Origin of the sequence: Amycolatopsis sp. NPDC058340 (genome assembly GCF_042723975.1) — a bacterium.
Taxonomy (GTDB): Bacteria; Actinomycetota; Actinomycetes; order Mycobacteriales; family Pseudonocardiaceae; genus Amycolatopsis.
In genome coordinates this window covers 20,650-42,394 of sequence record NZ_JBHXIB010000037.1, presented here as the reverse complement: position 1 = coordinate 42,394, position 21,745 = coordinate 20,650, and the positions used below count along the sequence as shown (strand labels likewise).

Here is a 21,745-nt window from a genome sequence, read left to right as displayed (position 1 = left end):
GAGAACATCTGATTTGAACATCCGAACTGGGAGAGCCACCTTGTCCGACGTTCCCGAGATCCTCCTGACCGACCCCGACGTCCTGCGCGACCCGTTCACCGCCTACGGCCCCGTCCGCGAACGCTCCCCGATCGCCAAACTCGCCGCGCCGGGGTTCTCGATATGGGCGGTCCTGCGCCACGAAGAGGCACGGAAGATGCTGAGCGACCCGCGGTTCGCCCTGAGCGCGAACAGCTACCAGCGGATGGACATCCCCGATCACTGCCGCCCGTACATGCGGACGATGCAGGAGGTCGAGGGCCCGGAGCACCTCCGGCTCCGGCGGCTCGTCGCCCCCGCGTTCACCCCTCGCAAGGCGGCCGCGCTCCGCGAGGGGATCGAGCGGCTCGTGAACGATCTCCTCGACGAGCTTGCCGGAGAGGACCGGATCGACCTGGTCACCGCGTTCGCGCGTCCGCTGCCGGTGGACGTGATCTGCGCGCTGGTCGGCATCCCCGAGGCCGACCGTCCGCGATGGCGCGAATACGGCGCCTTGGTCTCGGCCGGCGACGGCGCGGGGCTCGCGAAGGCGGTCCCCGGGATCGTCGAGGGCGCGCTCGCCGCCATCACGGACCGGAAGCTGGAGCCTGCCGACGACGTCGTGTCGCAACTGCTTCAGATCCAGGCCGAAGACGGCGACAGGCTGAGCGAAACCGAACTGGTCGCCCTCGTCTGGCAGCTCGTGCTCGGCGGCCAGGTACCGGGGAACCTCATCGCCAACGCCGTCGAAACCCTGCTGTCCCACCCCGAACAGCTGGCCGAGCTTCGCGAAGACCCGGCGCTCATGCCCGGCGCTGTCGAGGAGGTGATGCGCTGGCAGAGTCCGCAGCTGCTGACGATCCCCCGGTTCGCGACCACGGACGTCCGCATCGGCGACGTCCTCATCCCTGAAGGAGAACCTGTTACCGTCGCGATCGCCGCGGCGAACCGGGACCCGAGGGCATTCGGAGACCCGGACGTCTTCGACATCCGGCGGGCGGCGGGGCCGGCGTGGCATCTCGCCTTCGCCCACGGGCCACACTTCTGCCTCGGCGCTTCTCTGGCCAGGGTTCAGGTCGAGGTCGCGCTCACCGCCCTGCTGCGCAGGTTCCCCGATCTCGCCCTCGCCGACGGCCTCCTGCGGATCCCGGATCCGGGCACCTGGCGGCTGAACGCCCTGCCGGTCACGCTGCACGCCACGGTTGCAAACTGAAACACGTTCTAATACCGTGGGCGGCTGTGAGACACGGGATTGTGCTGTTCACCAGTGACCGGGGCATCAGTCCGGCGGCGGCCGCGCGGGCGGCCGAAGCTGCCGGCTTCGACGCCTTCCACGTGCCAGAACACACGCATATCCCGGTCAAACGGGAGGCTCCGCATCCGCGCACCGGCGATGCGTCGCTCCCCGACGACCGCTACCTGCGCACGCTGGACCCGTGGGTCGCGCTGGCCACGGCGGCCTCGGTGACCACGCGGATCCGGCTCGCGACGGCGGTGGCCCTCCCGGTCGAGAGCGATCCGATCACGCTGGCGAAGACGATCGCCAGCCTCGACCATCTCTCGGCCGGGCGGGTCACGCTCGGCGTCGGCTTCGGCTGGAACGTCGACGAGCTGGCCGATCACGGCGTCCCCGGCGGCAAACGCCGTACGGTGCTGCGCGAGTACCTCGAAGCGATGCGCGCGCTCTGGACGCAGGACGAAGCCTCGTACGCGGGCGAGTTCGTCTCGTTCGGCGCCAGCTGGGCGTGGCCGAAACCGGCCCAAGCGCATATCCCGGTGATCGTGGGCGCGGGCGCGACGGAGAAGACCTTCCGCTGGATCGCGAAATCGGCCGACGGGTGGCTCACCACCCCCGGCGACACGGACATCGAGGACAAAGCGCGGCGGCTGCGCGAGATCTGGCATGAAGAGGGCCGTGCCGGGGAGCCGGAGATCTCGGCGCTCGGTGTCCGCCCGGATCCGGAAAAGCTGGCCGAGCTGGAAGCGGCTGGGGTCACCGAGACGATCTTCGGTCTCCCGGACCGCTCCCCCGACGAGGTCGAGGCCTGGCTTCAGCGCCTCGCCGGGAAACTCAACCTGCCCGCTGGGAGTCGATGAGGTACCGGCCGTCCTTCTGGACCAGGACGAAGGTCTCCCTGCCGGTCGTGGTCCCACCGGAGGCCCGCACGTAGGTGAGGGTCGCCGTCACCGTGTTGCCGGATTCGGTCACGTTCGACACGGTCACCGCGCTGAACTGCCTCCAGTAGTTCGAATACCGCTCGAAGCTCTGGTTCCTGGTCTGCTTGAAGTTGTCGCTCAGCGTCGCGAACCCGGCCTGGAGATTTCCCGGGATGAGCGTGTAGTACGCCGCGAGCGCCTGCCCCGGCGTCTGCGCCGGAGGCGGCGCGGCCGAGGACGACGAAGAGGGTGTCGAGGGCGGCGCTGAGGATGGCGACGGCGGCGGCGCGACCGGCTCCGACGTGGTCGGGGCCGCGGACTGCGACTGGGAAGCCGGCGGCGGGGCCTGCCCCGTCGAGGCGTCGTCATCGCGGTTGAGCACCACGACCACGGCCGCGGCGGCGGCCGCCGCGAGCACGAGGAACACCGCGAGCACGCCGATCAGCATCCCCTTGCGCGCCTTCGGCGGCGGCTCCTCGGCGACGAGCGTCGTCGGCTCCCCCGCCGCCAGCGCCCGCAGCTCCCGCTCGGTCTCGGACATCGTCGGCCTGCTGTCCGGCCGGACGTCGAGCAGCCGGTTCAGCAGCGGTGTCAGGATCCCGGACCTGGTCGGCGGCGTGATCTCGCCGCTCGACGCGCGGTACAGCAACGCGATCGGGTTCTCCGCCGTGCCGTACGGCGTGCCGCCTTCGAGCGCGGTGTACAGCGTCGCGCCGAGCGAGAAGACGTCGGAAGCGGACGTGGCGTCCTCACCACGGGCCACCTCGGGTGCCAGGAATGCCGGGGTCCCGGAGATCTCGCCGGTCGCGGTGAGCTGGACATCGCCCATCGCGCGCGAGATCCCGAAGTCGGTGATCTTGACGGTGTCGTCGTCGCCGAGGAGGACGTTGCCGGGCTTGATGTCGCGGTGGACGATGCCCGCCCGGTGCGCGGCCGCCAGCGCCGAACAGAGCTGGATGCCGAGACGGATGACGTCGTCGACCTCCATCGGCCCCTCGCGCAGCTTCTCCGCGAGGCTGGTCGAGGGCAGGTACTCCATGATGATCCACGGGCGGTCCTGCTCGTCGATCACCCCGAAGACGGTGATGGCGTGCGGATGCACCAGCCGAGCGGCGATCCTGGCCTCGCGCAGCGCGCGGTTCTTGGCCTCGTCGGCCTTCTGCTCCCCGGCGCCGTGCGGCAGCAGGAGTTCCTTGACCGCGACCGTGCGCTCCAGATTCTCGTCGCGCGCCCGCCACACGGTGCCCATGGAGCCACCGCCGACGGGCTCGATGAGATCGAACCGGTCGGCGAGGCGGCGGATCTCCTCCATTGTCGACGTCCCCCTGGAGCTGTGGTGTTCGCGCGAACCTTGCCAGCATGCCAGGAACACGCCGGGACGCCGGACCCGGCAGGGTGGTTCGCGGCGCGGTGTCGGTCACGTCGGCGGATGGGCCGTTCAGCGGAACCCTGCCCGATCGGCTGCCCGGAAGTTCGTATCCCGGCAGGCCGCGGGCGCACTTTACTTCTCCGGTGTGTCCTGTTTTCGGGAAAGGGCGGCGATGCGGGAGACCATTGGCGGACGCGGTGTGCTCGAAGGCGCGTTCGCGTTGCTCGAAGCACTCAACGAGCACGGCGGGCAGGCCGGGCTGACCCAGCTCGTGCGGACCAGCGGGCTCCCGAAGACCACCGCGCACCGGCTGCTTGACCAGCTGGCCGACCTGGGCGCGGTCGAACGGGCGGGCCGCGGCTACCGGATCGGTTCGCGGGTGTTCCGGCTCGGGCGGTACTGGCAGCCCGAACTACGGGACCTGGCCAAGGAATGGCTGCCGGCGCTTTCGGCGCGGATGCGCGCGAGCCTGGTGCTCGTGGTGCCGAGGGAAGGCCGTGCGCTCGTCGCGGCCGGGGCCGTCCTGCCCGCCGACGACGTCCCCGTGTGGCCGGGCAGCCCGCTGCCGCCCGGGACCGCGGCCGGACGGCTCCTCGCCGCCCATCACCCGGCGCTCGCCGAACCGGACACCGACGCGCTGGAGATCCGCGCGGCCGGGTTCGCGGCCGAGTCGGAGACGATCACCGAAGGGCTCGGCTGCGCCGCCGTCGCCGTCCGGACCCCGGACGGCCGGGTCGGCGCGGCACTCGCCGCCGTCCTGCCCGCCCGCCGCGACCCAGTTTCCGCGGTCACCGCGCTGACGAGCACCGCCCGTTCCTTCGGTGACGCGCTCGCCGAATGCTCACGGCAGCACCGGGCCGGATGATCGGCGAACCCCGAACAATCCCCGACCAACGCGGAAACCGGGCGACCGGCCGAATACGGGCGGAATATTTCCGACGAAATCCCGGAAATCGCCTCACCGTGCGTCCACGACCGGTGCCACCCCGTGCAGAACCGTTGGGCCACCGGCTGTTTGCGTGACCGACCGCCTACCGGCCGAGGCGTACGCGCGGCGATTAAATCACCGTCCCGCCAGCTTTTCCGGCACTTCCGAAACGGGGTGACACACGTACTGTTCAGGAATTCTTTCGACCAAGGAGGGAATTCCTTGACAAGACATTTCTTGAAAAGACGTGGCGCTGCCGTGGCGGCGTTCCTCGCCATGGTGTCCGTGGCGTCCGTCACCACGGCCGTCCCGGCGTGGGCCGCGGACCGGTCCGGCCGTCCCGTCGTGGCCGGGATCGACCTGGAGCGGGCGACGATCCCCGATCTGCAGCGGGCGATGCGCTCCGGGCGGCTGTCCTCGGTCGAGCTGACCGCCTTCTACCTGCACCGGATCCGCAAGCTGAACCCGACGCTGCACGCGGTGCTCACCACGAACCCCGACGCGCTGCGGCTCGCCGCGGAAAGTGACCTGCGGCGGCACCGGCACCGCTCGAAGGGCCCCATGGACGGCATCCCGGTGCTGCTCAAGGACAACATCGACACCGCGGACCGGCAGCCGACCACCGCGGGCTCGACCGCGCTGCTGGAGTCGCGCCCCTACCGTGACGCCGGCGTGGTCGAGAACCTGCGCGAGGCCGGGGCGGTCATCCTCGGCAAGGCCAACCTTTCGGAGTGGTCGAGCTACCGCTCCACCAGTTCGTCGAACGGCTGGAGCCCGCTCGCCGGCCAGACCGCGAACCCCTATGTCCTCGACCGGAACCCGTGCGGCTCGTCGTCCGGCCCGGGGGTCGCCGTCGCGGCGCATCTGGCGACCGTCGCCGTCGGGACCGAAACGGACGGTTCGATCAGCTGCCCGTCCGGCGCCAACGGCATCGTGGGCGTCAAGCCGAGCCTCGGGCTCGTCAGCCGCAGCGGGATCGTGCCGGTGTCGAAACAGCAGGACACCGCGGGCCCGATGGCGCGCAACGTGGTCGACGCCGCGATCCTGCTCGCGGCCCTCAACGGCGCCGACCGCCGGGACCCGATCACCGTCGACGCCGCGAGGCAGTCCCTCGACGACTACACGAAGTTCTTGCGTCCCAACGCTTTACGCGGGAAGCGGATCGGTGTCTGGCGCGAGGTCTACACCCCGGACGACACGACGAAGGCGGCGTTCGAGCAGGCGTTGACCAGGCTGCGGAAGCTCGGCGCGACCACGGTCGAGATCACCATCCCCTACCTGGACGTGATCGCGGCCAACGAGTTCCCCGCGATCAGGACCGAGTTCAAGCACGACATCAACGCCTACCTCGCCTCCACCGGCGGCGAACATCCCGCCGACCTGGCGGGGCTGATCCAGTACAACCTCGACAACGCGGCCGTCGAAATGCCGTACTGGACCCACAATCTCTGGGACCGCTCACAGGCCACCACCGGTGATCTGAACGATCCGGCGTATCGCGCGATGCGGGAAGCCGCGACGAGCGCCGCCCGGCGAGGCCTCGACGAGACGCTGCGCGGCGCGAAACTGGACGCGATCGTCGCGCCGACGAACAACGCCGCGTGGAAGACACAACTCGGCGTCGGCGACGGCGCGCTGCTGATCGACTCGTCCGGCCCGGCGGCCGTTTCGGGCTATGCCAACATGACCGTCCCGATGGCGTACGCCGGGCCGTTGCCGCTGGGACTGTCGATCATGGGCGGGCGGTTCAGCGAACCGTCGCTGCTGGCCATCGCCTACGCGTTCGAGCAGGACACGAAGGTCCGGCGGCTGCCGACCTTCATCCCGTCGATCGGCTGACCGCGGGTTCGCATGAGGGGTGTGTGGAGATAGGGACGCTCAATGTCCCTATCTCCACACACCCCGTCCTGAGCGGACCTGTCACGGCTGAGCGCGGGCTCGCGGTCACGTCGCCCAGCGGCCACTCGACGTGATCAGGGACGCGTGAGTGTCACGACGGGTGAGCGGTGTGTGGAGAAAGGGACGCTCAATGTCCCTATCTCCACACACCCCGTCCTGAGCGGACCTGTCACGAGGGACTGCGTGGATCTCTGGTCATCCAAGGCACCGAAATCCACACAGGGCGCGCCCTCGGCTAATGGACCAGAAGCCCGAGGCTGCGCTCGGCCTCGGCGACGGCGGAATCGCGCTCGACGTGACCGTCGATCACGAGCGTGGCGAGACCATGGAGCAGGCACCAGAGCGTGACCGCGAAGCCGCCCGGATCGTTCCGCTCCCCCACCCGATCGGCCAGCACCGCACAGGTCACCCGGTGCGCCTCCGCCAGTTCCGGATACGCGGCACGGTCACCGATCCCGGCGCCCGCCATCAAGCGATACAGCGCGGGGTTCTCCAGGGCGAAGCCCAGGTAAGAATGCCCGAGCGCGGTCACCGTCCCGTCGCCGCAACCCCGCAGACATTCCTGCAACCCGGCATGCCCTTCCAGCGCGACCGCGACCAGCAGCGCGTCCTTGTCGCGGAAATGCCGATATGGCGCCGCGGTGGACGCACCCACCTTCGCGACGGCGGCGCGCAAACTCACCCCCTCCGGACCTCGTTCGACGAGGAGCTCCCGTGCGGCGAGGACGAGCGCACGACGAAGATCCCCGTGGTGATAGGCACGTTTGATGATCATGGCGGACCCCCCAGCCCTTGATGCCACGCGAACGCCTCACCTTAACGGGTGCGGTCACGGCCGGGTGCGGGGAACGCGGTGGCGACCGATCCTGGTGACCGGCGGGGCGAGCGACTCAGCTGATCTTGAGCGCCCAGTCCGTGAAGGCCTCCTTGAGGGACTCTGGATCCCTCAAGGAGGCCTTCACGGACTGACCCAACAGCAACAACTCAGACACGTTGTCAGAGTTACCCGCGCCAGCTATGTTTGACAGCATGTCAAAGATAAGGCCGGCTCTCGTCACCGGTGTCGCCCTCCTGTCGACTGGACTGCTCGCCGGGGCGTTCGGCTACGGCGCGGTCAACGTCGCCGCCACGTTCGACGTCGTCCCGCTCGACGTGCGGTTGACCTTCCACACGGCGCTGATGCAGCGGAACGGCGTCGTCATGCAGACCGCGATGGCGCTCGCGGCGGTCAGCTCCGTCGCGCTCGCCCTGCTGAGCCGAGGCCTGCCGCGGCGGCTGGCCGGCGTGGCCGCGGCCCTGGTCGTGACGTCGTTCCTGGTCACCCGCTTCGGCAACGTCCCGATCAACGGCCGGATCAAGGTCTGGGCGGTCACCACGGCACCCGCCGACCACGCGGCGATCCTCGATCGCTGGGAGACCTACAACGTCATCCGGACCGTCGCCGCCCTCACCGCTTTCGCGCTCGTCATCGCCGTCTCACGGCTCAAGCTCCCGAATCGCGCCTTCGCGCCGACGCGATAACCCACCGAAGATCCCCAAAGCCCGTCCGCACAGCACTGTCACGTATTCGCCAGATTCAAAACCTGTCCCGCGCTGCGATCATGGTTCGATGGTCGATGATTCGCACCCTCCGGAGAAGCCGCGAACCCGGTCTGCTTCGCTCTCCAACGGGAAACACCGGACCTTGTCGAATCGCACCATCGCCCTGTGTGCCGGGCTTCTGCTCGCCTTCGCTGTCTCAGCCTGCTGGGTGCTGTTCGTCCTCTACGGAAAAGGAACCGACGCTGACAAAGCCCGGCTGGAAGGTGTGCGCACCGTCGGCACGATCGTGCTCGGAGCGGGCGGCGCCATCGCATTGCTCCTGGCCGCTCGACGCCAGCAGACCGCGGAACAAGACCTCCTCACCAAACGTCATGACCTCCAACTACGAGAGCGCGCCAATGACGACGCTCGCCACGATGCCGCAGAGCGGCGGATCAGCGACCTGTACCTCAAGGCCGTCGAGCAACTGGGGTCGGACAAAGCGCCCGTCCGGCTCGCTGGGCTGTACGCGCTCGACCGCCTGGCACAGGACAATCCTCCGCAGCGTCAGATGATCGTCAACGTAATCAGCGCATATCTGCGCATGCCTTACGAACTACCCGACAAGCCTCCCGATACCGACGCGGAGAAAGAAGTCCACGACGAATACCGAAGAGACATTCAGGAACGCGAGGTACGAACGACGGCCCAGCGCATCCTCGCCGACCATCTCGACCCGAATTACCAGGACGGACAAAAGTTCTGGCCGGACATCGATCTGGATCTCAGCGGCGCGCTGCTGATCGACGCCATGTTCCGAGACTGCAGGCTCAACAATGCCCGCTTCTCGAACGCCCGGTTCTGCGGTGACACTTTACTGATAGGCATCCACTTCGACGGGGAGACCAGGTTCGACGGCGTCACGTTCACCGGCGACTCATGGTTCTCGGAGGCACGGTTCACCGGCAACGTCCGGTTCGATCAGGCGACCTTCGAGGCAATGGCCAGATTCGACGCGGCCACCTTCAAAGGAACCGCCACCTTTCGCGCTGCCTCGTTCTTGCGCGAAGCACGGTTCACGAACACGACGTTCACCGGGATCGCCGTTTTCAGTAAAGCCACCTTCATCGACCGCGCGACCTTCGATGACGCCACGTTCTTCGAAGACGCCTACCTTCCCGGTGTGACGTTCGCGTACCGGTCCTACTTCACTGAAGCCGCGTTCGCGGGTGACGCCTGGTTCAACCAGGTGACGTTCAGCAGCTACACCACTTTCGACGGCGCCACCTTCAGCGGTGACATCAGGTTCACCGACTCCACCTTGGACGGCGTTCCCTTTCTCCCTGCACAACTTCAACCACACAAGCCGATCGAAGACGAGTGATCCGTCAGCGCGAAGCCTGATCGGCGAGGTCGTTCGCCGCGACGTACCCGAAGGTCATCGCCGGGCCGATCGTCGACCCCGCACCCGCGTAACTGTTGCCCATCACCGCCGCACTCGCGTTCCCGGCCGCGTACAGGCCGGGAATGACCGAACCGTCCGCCCGCAGGACCCGCGCCCGCGCGTCGGTGCGCATCCCGCCCTTGGTACCGAGGTCGCCCGGCACGATCTTGAACGCGTGGAAGGGCGGCTCCCACAGCGGGGCCAGGCACGAGTTCGGCAGGACGTACGGGTCGGTGTAGTAGTGGTCGTAAGCGCTGGCGCCGCGATGGAAATCACCGTCCACACCGGACAGTGCCTGCCCGTTGAACCGGTTGACGGTGGCACGCAACGCCTGCGGCGGGACACCGATCGCGGTGCCGAGCGATTCCACGGTCCACGCCTTCTTGACCGCGCCCGCCGAGTACCACTCGTCGGGAAACGGCAGCAGCGGCGCGACGTCGCGGAAGAGATACCGGTTGCGGTAGTGCTGATCGACGACCAGCCACGCGGGAATGGCTGGCGACGTCGGGTTCCGGTCGTACATCGTGTGCACGACGTCGCTGTACGGCGCCGCTTCGTTGACGAACCGCTTGCCCGCCGCGTCCACCATCAGCCCGCCGGGCAGGGTCCGCTCGGCGAGGCAGAAGTACGGTTCGCCGGGCAGCGGGATCGCCGGGCCCCACCAGGCGTCGTCCATCAGGTCCAGCGCCGCCCCGGCGCGCTTTCCCGCCAGGATCCCGTCGCCGGTGTTCGACCGGGCGCCGACCGTCCATTGTGTACCGATCGGCTGGCGCTGGTATTCGGCCCGCATGGCGGCGTTGTGCTCGAAACCGCCGGAGCCGACGATGACACCGCGCCGCGCCTTCACCACGCCCGCCGCGACGGTCACCCCGGTGACCTTCCCGTTCTCGACGACGAGATCGGTCAACGGCGTGTTCAGCCAGACCGGGACACCGGCGCGCTGCAGCCCGGCCCGCAGTCCCGCGGCCAGCGACTGGCCCATGGTGAGCGGTTTCTGCCCGGCGAGCGCGGCGGCCGTGCCGCGGGCGAGGCAGGCGGCCGCCACCGCGGCGCCCTTCGGGTTGACCGCGGCCAGCGCGAGCCATTTGTAGTCCGCGCTGAACACGACCATGCCCGCGGGCGTGGCGAGATAGGGCGGGTTCAGGTTGGCCAGTTCGGCGCCGAGGATGTTCCCGTCCAGCTGGTCGGGTTCGATCGAGCGGCCGTCCGGCATCCCGCCGGGCAGTTCCGGGTAGTAGTCGCTGTAGCCCTCCATCCACCGGAACCGCAGCGGGCTGTTGGCCATCACGAAGGACAGCATCGCCGGGCCGTTGGCGAGGAACGCTTCTTGCCGCGAGGCTGGGATCGACGGGCCGACCACGGCGGCCAAGTACCGTGCGGCCTGTTCCGGGGTGTCACGGACGCCGGCCTGTGCCAGCACCGAATTGCACGGAATCCAGATCCCCGCCCCCGACCGGGCGGCCGAACCACCGAATTTCGCGGCCTTCTCCAGCACCACGCAGCTGAGCCCCCGCTTGGCCGCCGTCAGCGCGGCGGTCATCCCCGCCGCGCCCGCCCCGACCACGACGACGTCGTACTCGCCGACCACCGCGGAGCCCGCCGAAGCCGTCCCGGCGAACGGCAGTCCCGAAGCGAGCGCGAGCCCGGTGCCGAGCAGGACCTGGCGCCGGGACAGACCGGAATCGGGATCCATGAATCCTCCTCGCGTGGGGATCGAGCGAGGTCATGTTCTCCAGCCGAGGGCAAAAGTGAAACAAGTTCTACCCGCTTGGAGCAGGCGTCGACCGCCGCGTTCGGCCGGTCACCTCAACCGGCGCTGGCATTCAGCCCAGTGCCCGGACCAGGTCCAGCGCGCGCCCCAGGGTCGTGAGCCGGTCGGCGACCGTCTCGCCCGCCGGATACAGCCGGACCGTGTCGACGCCGGCGTCCTGCCAGACACGCAGCCGTCGCGCCACCATCGGTTCGGTGCCGATCAGCGTCGTGGCGAGCACCATCTCGTCGGTCACCAGCGCGGCCGCGCCCTCCCGGTCGCCCGCCTGCCAGCGCTCCCGCACCGCCGCGGCGGCGTCGGCCCAGCCTTGCCTGCTGTAGGCGTTGTTGTAGAAGTTCGTCTTCGCCGAGCCCATCCCGCCGAGACTGAACGCGAGTTCGGCCTTGCGGCTCGCGACCATCCCGCGCAACTCGTCCTCATCCCCGGCGAAGGCGACCTCGGCGCCCTGGCAGACTTCGAGGTCGGCGCGCGATCGGCCCGCCTTCGCGAGGCCGGCGTCGAGATGCGAGAAGCAGGCCCGCGCCCCTTCCGGCACGAAACTGGTGCCCAGCCAGCCGTCCGCGATCTCACCGGTCAGCTCCAGCAGCTTCGGCGAAAGCGTGGCCAGATGGATCGGGATGTCCGGATTCGGCGCCGTCGACAGCCGCATCGGCCTGCTCTCCCCCGGCAGCGGGATCTCGAACTCCTTGCCGGAGAACGCGATCTTCTCCCCGGCGAACGCCTGGCGGATGATCGCGACCGTTTCCCGCATCCGCGTCAGCGGCCGGGCGAACGGAACACCGTGGAGCCCCTCGATCACCTGTGGCCCCGAAGCGCCGAGCCCGAGGGCGAACCGGCCCTCGGAAAGTTCCGAGAGCGTCAGCGCGGCCTGGGCGATCGCCACCGGGGTCCGGGTGCCGAGCTGGATGATCCCCGAGCCGAGCCGGATCCGCTCCGTCCGCGCCGCGAGATAACCGAGTACGGACGGCGCGTCCGAACCCCACGCCTCGGCGACCCAGCATTCGTCGAGACCGAGTTTTTCCGCCTCCAGCACGAAATCCAGCGTCTCCCGCGGGCCACGGGAAGCCTCGACCGTGGTCGCCGTCCGCATCACGCGCCGCCCGCCTCCGCCCGCTCCTTGATCGCGGCGAGGGTGCCGGTCATCGCTTTCTCGAATTCACGCAGCCGGACGAAGACGATCTTCTCCTCCTTGTCCGGCATCCGGTCGATGGCCAGCGACAGACCCGACCTTCCCGGCCCCAGCTGCATCCATTGCCGGAGTTTCGTCCCGCCGTTCTCGGGTTCCAGCGTGAAGCGCCACAGCGCCGTGGGTGTCTCGGCGTCGTGCACGGCCCAGGCGAACACACGCGGCTCGTCGCATTCGACGACGTGCGACGTGGTCTCCCATTCGCCGAGGGCGTCGTGTTTGCTGCGGCCGACGAACCGCCTGCCGACCGCGGCCGCGCCTTCCGCGCCGTCACACCATTCCGCGGCCTGGAGCTCCTGGCTCATCTCGGGCATCAGCCGCACGTCGGAGACGATCGACCAGACCCGGTCCGGGACGGCGTCGACCCACGCCTCGACCTCGACCGTCGGCTTGTCGGCGTACTTGGCGCCCGTCCACTCCATCGTGGCCCGCCTCCCATGCTCGTGACCTCGATAGTTGCGTAGGTGGACTTACCTTGTCAAACCCTCCTGCGCGGCGAAGCGGCGCACCACGTCCGGCCGGTCCGCGAGCTTCGGCGGGTAGCCGGGACCGAGCCGCGCACGGGTGTTCTCCCCGGTCAACGGCCCTGCGCACCGCGCGCAGACGACCTCCGCGTGCGTGTCCTGCCCGCAGGTCTCGTGATGCAGGGTGACGGGCGGCCCGGCCTCCCCGGAGAGCCAGCGGTCGCCCCAGCGCGACATCGCGGCGAGCACGCCGTAGAAATCCGCGCCCTTCTCGGTCAGGACGTAGTCGTAACGGACCGGGTCGGCCTGGTAGGCGCGCTTTTCCAGCAACCCCTCCCCGACCAGGCGGCGCAGCCGGTCGGCGAGGGTGTTCCGCGCGATACCGAGCTCCTGCTGGAACTCGTCGAACCTGCGGATCCCGTAGAAGGCCTCGCGCAGGACCAGCGGCGTCCACCAGTCGCCGAGCAGGTCCATGGTGCGCGCGATCGAACACGGCCACTGCGCGAACGAAGTCCGTTTCATACCCGCGAGCCTACGCCCGGCGAAATTGATCCGGTCATTCCTCCACCTATTCTCCGGCACTCAGGCACTGGCCCGAAACGTTGCGATCCGGTCAAGAATATCTCGCGCATTAATATCGCCGACCCGCTTCCGCACGCTTTCCGACAGGGGTTTCAAACGATCTCGCGTTCGCGCGGAACGGATCCCGTCCGCGATCTCCATCGCGGCGAGACCGACCTCCGCGGCCCGGTCCAGATCGCCTTCCAGCGCATGGTCGACGGCGAGCCAGATCATCGTCAGCGACCGGCTGCGCAGCATGTCCGGGCCGTAGCCGTCGATGGCCTGGGTGAGCGCGGGAATCGCCTCCCGGCAATGACGGACGTCGACGAGCCTGGCGAGTTCGGTGCGCACCGTGCCGATCATCGCGGCCAGGTCGTTGGCCGTGAAGAAGGCGGACCACGAGGGGACGGCGTCGCCGGCCGAGCTCGCGAATTGTTCCGGGGCAAGGGAAAGCTTGTCCAGCGCCTGGCGGACGTCACCGAGCAGCGCGTACGCCCACGCCTCGTTCGCCGACAGGATCGCCTGCGACAGCGGCCGCCCCGCCCGGCGCGCCGCGAGCTGCCCCTGAGCGAACTGCTCGAGCGCCTCCGCCGGCGAGCGGTGATGCAGGTACATCCGGCCGAGCCGGTAACGGACGTTGGAGAGGAGATCGTCGTCGCCCGCCTCCGCCGCGAGTTCGAGCGCGCAACGGAAGTGCCGCTCGGCCCGCACGGGGCGGCCGGAATCGAATTCCGTCCAGCCCCTGAGGTTGTGCAGATCGGCGACCACGCCCGCCAGCCGTCGCGCCAGCTGCTCGGACATCATCCCCCGCCGCAGCGCGGCGCCGTAGGGCTCCAGCACCTGGAGCAGTTCCCGGCAGGACCCGCCGCCTTCCCGGTAGTCGCGTGCCCGGAGCGCGGCGATGACACCCTCGAGCCGGTCGATGTCGGCCTGCCCGACCCGCATGGGGAGCCGCTCAAGCACGGCGACGCCCCTGAACACGGGGCACCGCCGGCGCGGTCACCACATCCGGCGAGGCCGGTGCCGATCTCGGGACCACCCGGCCGCGCGACGGGTGGACCGTGTTCCGCTGCCCGGCGGCCTGCCTGGGAATGGCGACGGTGATGCGTACGCCCATTACCGCTCCTTTCCCTATCCGCAACGACCATGCTCGCCGGGGTCCAGGACGGAGCCACGCCGATCTCCTGGAATACGTGAACGACGCATAATGATGTTAACCACGGGGAAAACCGATTCACTCCGCCGAACGGCTGGCTATTCTCATTCACCGGAATATGCACGTGCGGAGTCTCTTTCTTTTGCACGGCTGATCGCATTTCCCGGCCGCTCACCGCACGTGCCCGGCGGGAACCGTCCGTGAGCACGTGAGACGCAGCTCTCAGCCGAACGTGTGAACCTTGTCAACTCGGGTCACGAAAAGGCTTCACATTGCGTTATCAATAGCTGAAGATCAACAGCAACCGAACGTAAGGGGCTGAAGCGTTGGACAAGGAAAGCGACCTCATCCGGGGGACGATCGTCTTCGGCCTGCGCACTTTCGGTGCCGACCCGCTCCCCGTCCAAGCCGATCTCGAATACGACCCCGAAGACCCGTACGCCGTCGTGGTGGCTTACCACTCGGGCGGCGGGACGGTCCGCTGGATGTTCGGCCGTGACCTGCTCGCGGACGGGCTCCTCACCCCATCGGGTGAGGGCGATGTGATCATCAGCCCGGCCGACGACACCTCGATCGTGATTTTCGCGCTCAGCGCGCCCGACGGCTGCGCGGTTCTCGAAGCCCCGGCGCAGGAGCTGGCCGAATTCCTCGACCGCACCTACGACCTCGTCCCCGCCGGGTCCGAGCCGGAATGGTTCGACTTCGACCAGGAGATCGGCAAGCTCGTCACCGAGTCCTGACCACCGGTCTCGACCCGGTGGCGGCACCGCTCGCGCGGTGCCGCCCGCCACACCGGGTCAGGCGAGTTCGCGCAGCCCCGGAACGACCTGCTCGGAGAACGACCGCAGGAACCGCTCCTGGTCGTGGCCGGGACCGTGGAAGACGAGGTGGTTGAAGCCCGCCTCGACGTACGGCTTGATCTGCTCGACGGCGTCGGCCGGGTCGGAGGTCACGATCCAGCGGCGGGCGACCTGCTCGATCGGCAGCGCGTCCGCGGCCTTCTCCATTTCGGCCGGGTCCTCGATACCCGCCTTCTGCTCCGGCGTCAGCGAGAGCGGCGCCCAGAACCGGGTGTTCTCCAGCGCCTGCGCCGGATCCGGGTCGTAGGACAGCTTGATCTCGATCATCTTGTCGATGTCGCCGGCGCTGCGGCCTGCCTGCTCCGCGCCTTCCGCGACCGCGGGCAGCAGCTTCTCGGTGTAGAGCTCCATCCCCTTGCCGCTGGTGCAGATGAAACCGTCACCTTGTTTGCCGACGTACTTCGCCATCACCGGGCCGCCAGCCGCGATGTAGATCGGCACCCCGCCCTCGGGCCGGTCGTACACGGTGGCGTCGGTGGTCTGGAAGTACTCGCCTTCGAACGTGACGCGCTCCTCGGACCACAGTTTGCGCATCAGGTCGATCGCCTCGCGCAGCCGCGCGAACCGCTCCTTGAACGCGGGCCACTCGATCCGGGCGACCGCGACCTCGTTGAGCGCCTCACCGCTGCCGACGCCGAGCAGGACGCGGCCCGGGTACAGGCTGCCGAGCGTGCCGAACGCCTGCGCGACCACGGCCGGGTTGTAGCGGAAGGTCGCGGTCAGCACGCTGGTGCCGAGGACCACCCGCTCGGTGCGCTCGCCGACCGCCGCCATCCACGCGAAGGAGAACGGCGCGTGCCCGCCCTGATGCCGCCAGGGCTGGAAATGGTCGCTGACCATCACGCTGTCCAGCCCCACCTGCTCGGCGAGCACGGAGTACTCGACGAGGTCGCGCGGGCCGAACTGCTCGGCCGACGCCTTGTAACCGATCTTCAGTGCCATCCGGGGTCACCACCTGGACTCTTGGGTTGTTCCGCTCTTCACCTTGGCACAGAGTCGATCAGCCGCGCCCATGCCTCGGCGGGGTGAAGATGTCGGGAACACCACTGCGCGCACGGGAATGCGCGTGGAAAGGCCCCGTACCCGCCCTCGCCCTCCGGGACCGGCACGTGGTGATGAACTGTGCCGTTTGCGCCGTCACCTGTGTGCCGTGCTGGGCGGAGTTGTGATCGGGGAGTCGAACCCCACGCTGCCCGCCACGTACCAGGAGGCGGACCGGAATACCGCCGGTCCTCGGCTTGTGCCCGCTTCCCGGAGGGCTACCTGCTTTCCACGTTCAGTCCAGGAGGTCGGTCTCCCAGTTGGTGCGCTGGATCTCGACGTCGACCGCCCGGATCTCCCCGGCGACGCGGTCCGCGCGGGACCGCAGTTCCGCGACCGGCAGCGCGGAGAGGTAGCGCAGTTCCGAACGGAGCTGGCGGCCGTAACCGCCCTGATTGCGCCCCGCGGCGGCGTCGGCGGCCGCGGTCAGGACACCGTGCCTGAGCCGGAGGACGTCCCGGCGCGCGATCGCGTCGGTGATCGTGCCTTCCCCGAGCCGGGTCGCGGCGTTGGTCCGGTTGATCCGCCGGATCAGCGATTCCAGTTCGTCCAGCGCGGTTTCGGCTTCGACGAGCAGGGCGGAGGCGTCTTCCGACGGTTCCTCGCCCTCCTGGTGCCGCGCGTTGTCGACGATACGGGAGCGCAGTGCCTCCACCTTCTTGGTCGCGTCGGCGCGCAGAGCGAGCGCTTCGGCCAGCTTGATCCGGGACATGCCGGGAAGTATCGCCAAGATCCACGGCGGCCGCACCCGGTTTTCAGCCCGCCGGTGAATGTCTGCGGTAGGACGAATCGGGCTCGGTGTACTCGATGCCGTTCTCGTCGAGCGCGTTGAAGACGGTGAACCGGCCGTGCGGGAAGACGAAGCCGAGCGCGACCATGCCGTTCGCCATGTCCCGTGTCGCGCACTCGAGCAGCTCGACGTCTTGGAGCACCTGACCCTCCAAAGCGGACAGTTCCGGGAAGACGTCCTGCCGCCACCGGAGCGGGCTGGGCTCGGCCGGATCACCCCAGTCCCATGAGGACTTCCCGTACGGATCGATCGTGTTCCAGGTCAGGGAAAGCTCGTCGAACTTCCAGTGCGTGATCTCCAGCCGCTCTTCGCCGAAGTCGGCCACGACAGGCGCGTCCGAGAGCCACTCGGCGTACTCGGTGAACCAGGTCAGGTGGACAGCCCGCAACCGCCTGCCCACCAGGGAACGCAAGCGATCCCCGTGCGCCCTCCGGATCGCCTGGAGCCCGGAGAGCCACACGGGTTCGTAACCCTCGATGTCGAAGAACGCCACCGAGCGAGTATGCCGGGTCAGTCGTAGGACAGGGCTTCCACCAGTTCACCGCTGTCCGGGTTGGGCAGGGCCCTGGCCACGTCGGCCTGCGCCACGATGCCGACGAGCTTGTGCCCGTCGATCACCGGCAGGCGCCGGACCTTGTGGTTCGCCATGGTGCGCATGATCTCCTCGGCGTCGTCGTCCGCGCCGATCGTCACCGCCTCGCCCTGAGCCAGCTCCGAAGCGTGCAGCGCCCTCGGGTCCTTGCCTTCGGCCAGCACCTTCACCACGATGTCGCGATCGGTCAGCATGCCCTTGAGCTTGCCGTCCTCGCCGCAGATCGGTACCGCGCCCACGGACTCGGCGGCCATCTTCTTCGCCGCGTCGAGCACGGTTTCGGAGGCGGACACACAGGTCGCGCCCGCGGTCATGATGTCTCGTGCCGTGGTCATCCCATCGCTCCTTCCGTCAGGGTCCATCCACCGGATACCCGGCTTCGGCGGGCCGACACCTCAGGCCGCCGACGGCTCCAGAAGGATCTTGACGGCACCGTCCTGCTTCTTCTGGAAGATCTCGTAGGCGTGGGGCGCGTCCTTCAGCGGCATCTTGTGCGTCGCGAATCCCTCGACGCCGAGCGGATCGGCGGAGTCGGTGATCAGCGGCATGATGTCGTCGATCCAGCGCCGTACGTTGGCCTGCCCCATCCGCAGGGTGAGCTGCTTGTCGAACAGGTCCATCATCGGCAGCGGGTCGACCATGCCGCCGTAGACGCCGCTCAGCGAGATCGTGCCGCCGCGACGGACGCAGTCGATGGCCGCGTACAGCACGCTGAGCCGGTCGATCGCGGCCTTCTCGGTGATCTTCGCGCCGATCGGGTCGGGCAGCAGGGCGACCAGGTTCTGCGCCATTCGCCCGATCGGGGCACCGTGTGCCTCCATCCCGACGGCGTCGATCACCGAGTCCGCTCCCCGGCCGCCGGTGGTCTCGCGGATGAGGTCGCCGAGGTACTTGTGTTCACGCGTGTCGAAGGTGATGGCTCCGGCCGCGGCCGCCTTCGCGAGGCGTTCCGGCACCAGGTCGATGCCGATCACCTTGCCGGCGCCGCGGTGTTTCGCGATCCGGCAGCAGAACTGCCCGATCGGACCCAGCCCGAAGACCACGACCGTGCCGCCTTCCGGGATGTCCGCGTAGTCGACGGCCTGCCAAGCCGTGGGCACGACGTCGGAGAGGTACACGAACCGCTCGTCCGGCGGGCCGTCCGGCACCTTGATCGGGCCGTAGTGGGCCTGCGGGACGCGCAGGTATTCGGCCTGGCCGCCCGGGACCTGCCCGTAGAGCTTGGTGTAGCCGAGCAGCGCCGCGCCCTTGCCTCGTTCGGTGACCTGGGTGGTCTCGCATTGCGACTGCAGGCCGCGGTCGCACATGAAGCAGTGGCCGCAGGAGATGTTGAAGGGGACGACGACGCGATCGCCGGGTTTCAGGTTCGTCACGCCGGAACCGACCTCTTCGACGACGCCCATGGGCTCGTGCCCGAGGATGTCGCCCTCGTCGATGAAGGCGCCGAGGACCTCGTAAAGGTGCAGGTCGGACCCGCAGATACCGGTCGAGGTGATCCGCACGACGGCGTCGGTCGGTTCGACCAGTTTCGGATCCGGGACGGTGTCGACCCGGACATCGCGTTTGCCGTGCCAGGTGACGGCCTTCATGGTGCTCCCTTCGGCGAGTGGCTCTGCTCCCCGCCGGATGCCCGTCCGCGTATCCGGCAAACCTCGCCGTTCCGTGCCACCGTGGATCCATGCGCACCCGGATGCTCGCCGTCGCCGTCGACTGCCGTGAGGCCGAAGCACTGGCCGCGTTCTGGAAGGAAGCACTCGGCTACCCCGAGACCGAGCGGTGGACCGACGGTCATGGCGTGACCTATGTCGAGCTGAAGAGCCCCGGCGTGCCGAGCCTGCTCTTCCAGCCGGTGCCCGAGGGGAAGTCGGGCAAGAACCGGCTGCACCTCGACCTCGCGCCCACCGAACTCGAGCAGCGCGAAGAGGTCGCCCGGCTGGTGTCACTCGGCGCCAGGATCGTCGAAGACCCCGAGTCGGACGACTGGGTCGTCATGGCCGACCCGGAAGAGAACGAGTTCTGCGTGCTGCCGCGGCGTTGAACCTCCTGAGCCGTTTGGGGCTCGTGAGTGGCAAGGACGGTTCTAACCGTCCTCGCCACTCACGAGCCCGAATGGCCTCAGGCGGCCTCGTCCTCGGACCGCACCGCCTTTTCGGAATGCAGCCCCAGCATCTCCAGCAGCATCCGGCAGTCCGTCGCGTCGCGGGCGTTCGCGACCACCGCTTCGGTCGCCTTGCGCAACACCGCCGCCCGCACGGTCGTCGCCCCACCGTCGACCAGTTCCCGCACCGGACGCAATTCCTCGATCGGGTTCCCCATGACCCACCTCCGTCGTCCCTTTCGTTGATACCGGATTCCGGCCGGGAAAGCCCCCGTGTTCTTGCGGTCCGGCGGCGCCTCCGCCGGTTTCTCCCTAGACTGAAGCCATTCGGACGAGCGGACGGAGCGGGGAACTGACCACCGAGTTGCGCGGGGAGATCGTGACACTGACCCCGGTCACCGAGGCCCACGTCCCGGACCTGCGGCGGATCCGCGGCACGGCCGAGGTCGGGGCGCGCTGGGGTTCGGTCGACGACTCCCCCACCTGGCCGTTCGACGACCCCACGACCGCCTGTTTCACGGTACTGGAAGGGAACGTCGTCCGAGGCTTCGTCCAGTACGGCGAGGAGGAGGACCCGATGTACCGGCACGCGTCGGTCGACCTCTTCCTCGACCCGGCCGCGCACGGCCGGGGGCTGGGCACGGACACCGTCCGCACGATGGCGCGGCATCTCCTGCACGATCGCGGGCACCATCGGCTGGTGATCGATCCCGCCGTGGACAACGACGCCGCCATCCGCTGCTACAAGGCCGTCGGCTTCCGCGAGGTCGGTGTGATGCGCGGCTACGAACGCGACACCGACGGCGAGGGCTGGCACGACGGGTTGCTGATGGACTTGCTCGCCGAAGACCTCACGTAGCGCGTCAGCGCGACTCCGAGCAGCACCACCGCCATCCCGGCGAGCACCCGCGGGCCGAGGTCCTCGCCGAGCACGATCGCGCCCAGCGCGACCGAGACGACCGGCAGCAGGTACCCGACCGTCGCCGCGGAGGTCGCGCCTTCGTCGGCGATGAGGCGGTAGTTGAGGTAGAAGGTGACGCCGGTGCCGAAGATCCCGAGGACCACGACGGCGAGCACCGCGGTCACGTTCAGCGGCCCGGCCGGTGCGGCGTCGAAGGGCAGCGCGAGCGCGCTGAGCCCGGTGGCGGTCAGCAGCTGGGCGGCGGAGATCGCGACCGGACCGCCTTCGCCGACGAGTTTCCTTCCCATGTAAGCGAAAGCGATCGCGTAACTGATTCCGGCGCCGAGCAGGGCCAGCGTCCCCCAGCCCAGCAGGCCGCTCTTCTGCCAGGGCGCGAAGATCAGCAGGATGCCGGCGAAACCGAGGACGAGCCCGCCAACGCGGACCACCGTGAGCCGTCGTTCGGTGCCGATCCCGATCCCGATCAGCAACGACCACAGCGGCGTCGTCGCGTTCATCACCCCCGCGACGCCGGAATCCACGGTCAGTTCACCGATACTGAACAACGCGAACGGCAAGGCGTTGCAGAAGAACGCGGCGACGAGGAGCCTGCCCCAGATCCGGCGGCCGCGTGGGAGGCGTTGCCCGGCCCATCGGCTCAGCACGAGAAGGACGGCCGCGCCGAGGGCGCAGCGGATGACGGTCACCTGAACGGGCGGCAGCCCGGTCAGCGCGAGCTTGATCCACAGGAACCCCGATCCCCACGCCCACGCGAGAACGCCCATCCGGGCCAGGGTTCCCGGCGCGCCGATGCTCACTTGGTTCCTTTCGCCGGGCCGCTCGATACCTCTCCAAGCTGCCTCGGGCGACTCGTCAGGACAAGTGAAAAGATCTACACCGACGTTAAGCGGTCCTACATGTTCCGAAAGGTCCCGGTCGTGGGGGGGGGGGGGGGGGGCGCCCCCCCCGGGGCGCGGAGGAGGGGCCAA

At 68.9% G+C, this 21,745-nt stretch carries 23 protein-coding genes; 9 read left to right on the top strand and 14 right to left on the bottom strand.

Going from position 1 to position 21,745, the window contains the following annotated elements; all coding sequences use genetic code 11:
- Positions 1-40: 40 nt before the first annotated feature.
- Both ACFWIW_RS30525 and ACFWIW_RS30520 read left to right on the top strand, forming a co-directional pair.
- Positions 41-1,231, top strand: a complete 1,191-nt coding sequence (locus ACFWIW_RS30525; protein ID WP_378371654.1) for a cytochrome P450 — start codon at positions 41-43, stop codon at positions 1,229-1,231.
- A 26-nt stretch (positions 1,232-1,257) separates the two neighbouring features.
- The gene (locus tag ACFWIW_RS30520) at positions 1,258-2,115 is read left to right on the top strand and encodes an LLM class F420-dependent oxidoreductase (protein WP_378371653.1); all 858 of its coding nucleotides are present in this window, start codon (positions 1,258-1,260) and stop codon (positions 2,113-2,115) included.
- On the opposite strand, the gene ACFWIW_RS30515 is transcribed toward ACFWIW_RS30520, so the two are convergent.
- The gene (locus ACFWIW_RS30515) at positions 2,090-3,487 is read right to left on the bottom strand and encodes a serine/threonine-protein kinase (RefSeq protein WP_378371652.1); all 1,398 of its coding nucleotides are present in this window, start codon (positions 3,485-3,487) and stop codon (positions 2,090-2,092) included. The two genes, ACFWIW_RS30520 and ACFWIW_RS30515, sit on opposite strands and share 26 nt — an antisense overlap.
- 229 nt (positions 3,488-3,716) lie before the next feature.
- On the opposite strand from ACFWIW_RS30515, the gene ACFWIW_RS30510 reads away from it, so the two are divergent.
- Complete coding sequence (locus ACFWIW_RS30510; RefSeq protein WP_378371651.1) at positions 3,717-4,409, top strand: IclR family transcriptional regulator; 693 nt, start codon at positions 3,717-3,719, stop codon at positions 4,407-4,409.
- 339 nt (positions 4,410-4,748) lie between these two features.
- The gene (locus ACFWIW_RS30505) at positions 4,749-6,311 is read left to right on the top strand and encodes an amidase (RefSeq protein ID WP_378371690.1); all 1,563 of its coding nucleotides are present in this window, start codon (positions 4,749-4,751) and stop codon (positions 6,309-6,311) included.
- Between the two features lie 295 nt (positions 6,312-6,606).
- Here the strand turns inward: ACFWIW_RS30505 and ACFWIW_RS30500 are convergent, their stop codons facing one another.
- Positions 6,607-7,146 carry a TetR/AcrR family transcriptional regulator gene (locus tag ACFWIW_RS30500; RefSeq protein WP_378371650.1) on the bottom strand — a complete coding sequence of 180 codons (540 nt, stop codon included), beginning with the start codon at positions 7,144-7,146 and terminating at the stop codon, positions 6,607-6,609.
- Positions 7,147-7,400: 254 nt separating this feature from the next.
- Between ACFWIW_RS30500 and ACFWIW_RS30495 the strand changes: the two genes are divergently transcribed.
- Both ACFWIW_RS30495 and ACFWIW_RS30490 read left to right on the top strand, forming a co-directional pair.
- On the top strand, positions 7,401-7,892 hold the full coding sequence (locus ACFWIW_RS30495) for an anthrone oxygenase family protein (protein ID WP_378371649.1): 492 nt from the start codon (positions 7,401-7,403) through the stop codon (positions 7,890-7,892).
- 88 nt (positions 7,893-7,980) lie between these two features.
- The gene (locus ACFWIW_RS30490; RefSeq protein ID WP_378371648.1) at positions 7,981-9,276 is read left to right on the top strand and encodes a pentapeptide repeat-containing protein; all 1,296 of its coding nucleotides are present in this window, start codon (positions 7,981-7,983) and stop codon (positions 9,274-9,276) included.
- Between the two features lie 4 nt (positions 9,277-9,280).
- On the opposite strand, the gene kstD is transcribed toward ACFWIW_RS30490, so the two are convergent.
- The 5 genes from kstD to ACFWIW_RS30465 all read right to left on the bottom strand — a co-directional run bounded on the left by kstD (position 9,281) and on the right by ACFWIW_RS30465 (position 14,263).
- Positions 9,281-11,029: a 3-oxosteroid 1-dehydrogenase gene (gene kstD, locus ACFWIW_RS30485; RefSeq protein ID WP_378371647.1), complete on the bottom strand. Its 1,749-nt coding sequence runs from the start codon at positions 11,027-11,029 to the stop codon at positions 9,281-9,283.
- A gap of 130 nt (positions 11,030-11,159) precedes the next feature.
- Positions 11,160-12,197, bottom strand: a complete 1,038-nt coding sequence (locus tag ACFWIW_RS30480) for an LLM class flavin-dependent oxidoreductase (RefSeq protein ID WP_378371646.1) — start codon at positions 12,195-12,197, stop codon at positions 11,160-11,162.
- Positions 12,197-12,715 carry an SRPBCC family protein gene (locus tag ACFWIW_RS30475; RefSeq protein ID WP_378371645.1) on the bottom strand — a complete coding sequence of 173 codons (519 nt, stop codon included), beginning with the start codon at positions 12,713-12,715 and terminating at the stop codon, positions 12,197-12,199. The genes ACFWIW_RS30480 and ACFWIW_RS30475 overlap by 1 nt, the downstream gene beginning before the upstream one ends.
- Positions 12,716-12,763: 48 nt before the next feature.
- Positions 12,764-13,279 carry a helix-turn-helix domain-containing protein gene (locus ACFWIW_RS30470; RefSeq protein ID WP_240597233.1) on the bottom strand — a complete coding sequence of 172 codons (516 nt, stop codon included), beginning with the start codon at positions 13,277-13,279 and terminating at the stop codon, positions 12,764-12,766.
- Positions 13,280-13,339: 60 nt separating this feature from the next.
- Positions 13,340-14,263 (bottom strand): hypothetical protein, encoded by a 924-nt coding sequence (locus tag ACFWIW_RS30465; protein WP_378371689.1) that lies wholly within the window; start codon positions 14,261-14,263, stop codon positions 13,340-13,342.
- Positions 14,264-14,800: 537 nt separating this feature from the next.
- Here ACFWIW_RS30465 and ACFWIW_RS30460 point away from each other — a divergent pair.
- Positions 14,801-15,214, top strand: a complete 414-nt coding sequence (locus ACFWIW_RS30460) for an SsgA family sporulation/cell division regulator (protein WP_378371644.1) — start codon at positions 14,801-14,803, stop codon at positions 15,212-15,214.
- A 57-nt stretch (positions 15,215-15,271) separates the two neighbouring features.
- Here the strand turns inward: ACFWIW_RS30460 and fgd are convergent, their stop codons facing one another.
- The 5 genes from fgd to ACFWIW_RS30435 all read right to left on the bottom strand — a co-directional run bounded on the left by fgd (position 15,272) and on the right by ACFWIW_RS30435 (position 19,346).
- Positions 15,272-16,276 carry a glucose-6-phosphate dehydrogenase (coenzyme-F420) gene (gene fgd / locus ACFWIW_RS30455; protein ID WP_378371643.1) on the bottom strand — a complete coding sequence of 335 codons (1,005 nt, stop codon included), beginning with the start codon at positions 16,274-16,276 and terminating at the stop codon, positions 15,272-15,274.
- A gap of 334 nt (positions 16,277-16,610) precedes the next feature.
- Complete coding sequence (locus ACFWIW_RS30450) at positions 16,611-17,087, bottom strand: DIP1984 family protein (RefSeq protein ID WP_378371642.1); 477 nt, start codon at positions 17,085-17,087, stop codon at positions 16,611-16,613.
- Positions 17,088-17,130: 43 nt separating this feature from the next.
- Complete coding sequence (locus ACFWIW_RS30445; RefSeq protein ID WP_378371641.1) at positions 17,131-17,658, bottom strand: hypothetical protein; 528 nt, start codon at positions 17,656-17,658, stop codon at positions 17,131-17,133.
- Positions 17,659-17,675: 17 nt separating this feature from the next.
- Complete coding sequence (locus ACFWIW_RS30440; protein ID WP_240597237.1) at positions 17,676-18,092, bottom strand: CBS domain-containing protein; 417 nt, start codon at positions 18,090-18,092, stop codon at positions 17,676-17,678.
- A gap of 60 nt (positions 18,093-18,152) precedes the next feature.
- On the bottom strand, positions 18,153-19,346 hold the full coding sequence (locus ACFWIW_RS30435) for a zinc-dependent alcohol dehydrogenase (RefSeq protein ID WP_378371640.1): 1,194 nt from the start codon (positions 19,344-19,346) through the stop codon (positions 18,153-18,155).
- 89 nt (positions 19,347-19,435) lie between these two features.
- Here ACFWIW_RS30435 and ACFWIW_RS30430 point away from each other — a divergent pair, with 89 nt between their 5' ends.
- A complete protein-coding gene (locus tag ACFWIW_RS30430) occupies positions 19,436-19,795 on the top strand; it encodes a VOC family protein (RefSeq protein ID WP_240597239.1) in 360 nt (119 codons plus the stop codon).
- Between the two features lie 77 nt (positions 19,796-19,872).
- Here ACFWIW_RS30430 and ACFWIW_RS30425 read toward each other — a convergent pair whose 3' ends face one another.
- Positions 19,873-20,073: a hypothetical protein gene (locus tag ACFWIW_RS30425; RefSeq protein ID WP_378371639.1), complete on the bottom strand. Its 201-nt coding sequence runs from the start codon at positions 20,071-20,073 to the stop codon at positions 19,873-19,875.
- A 134-nt stretch (positions 20,074-20,207) separates the two neighbouring features.
- Between ACFWIW_RS30425 and ACFWIW_RS30420 the strand changes: the two genes are divergently transcribed.
- A complete protein-coding gene (locus tag ACFWIW_RS30420; RefSeq protein ID WP_378371688.1) occupies positions 20,208-20,714 on the top strand; it encodes a GNAT family N-acetyltransferase in 507 nt (168 codons plus the stop codon).
- Here the strand turns inward: ACFWIW_RS30420 and ACFWIW_RS30415 are convergent.
- On the bottom strand, positions 20,639-21,574 hold the full coding sequence (locus ACFWIW_RS30415) for a DMT family transporter (protein WP_378371638.1): 936 nt from the start codon (positions 21,572-21,574) through the stop codon (positions 20,639-20,641). The genes ACFWIW_RS30420 and ACFWIW_RS30415 overlap by 76 nt on opposite strands.
- Positions 21,575-21,745 lie beyond the last annotated feature (171 nt).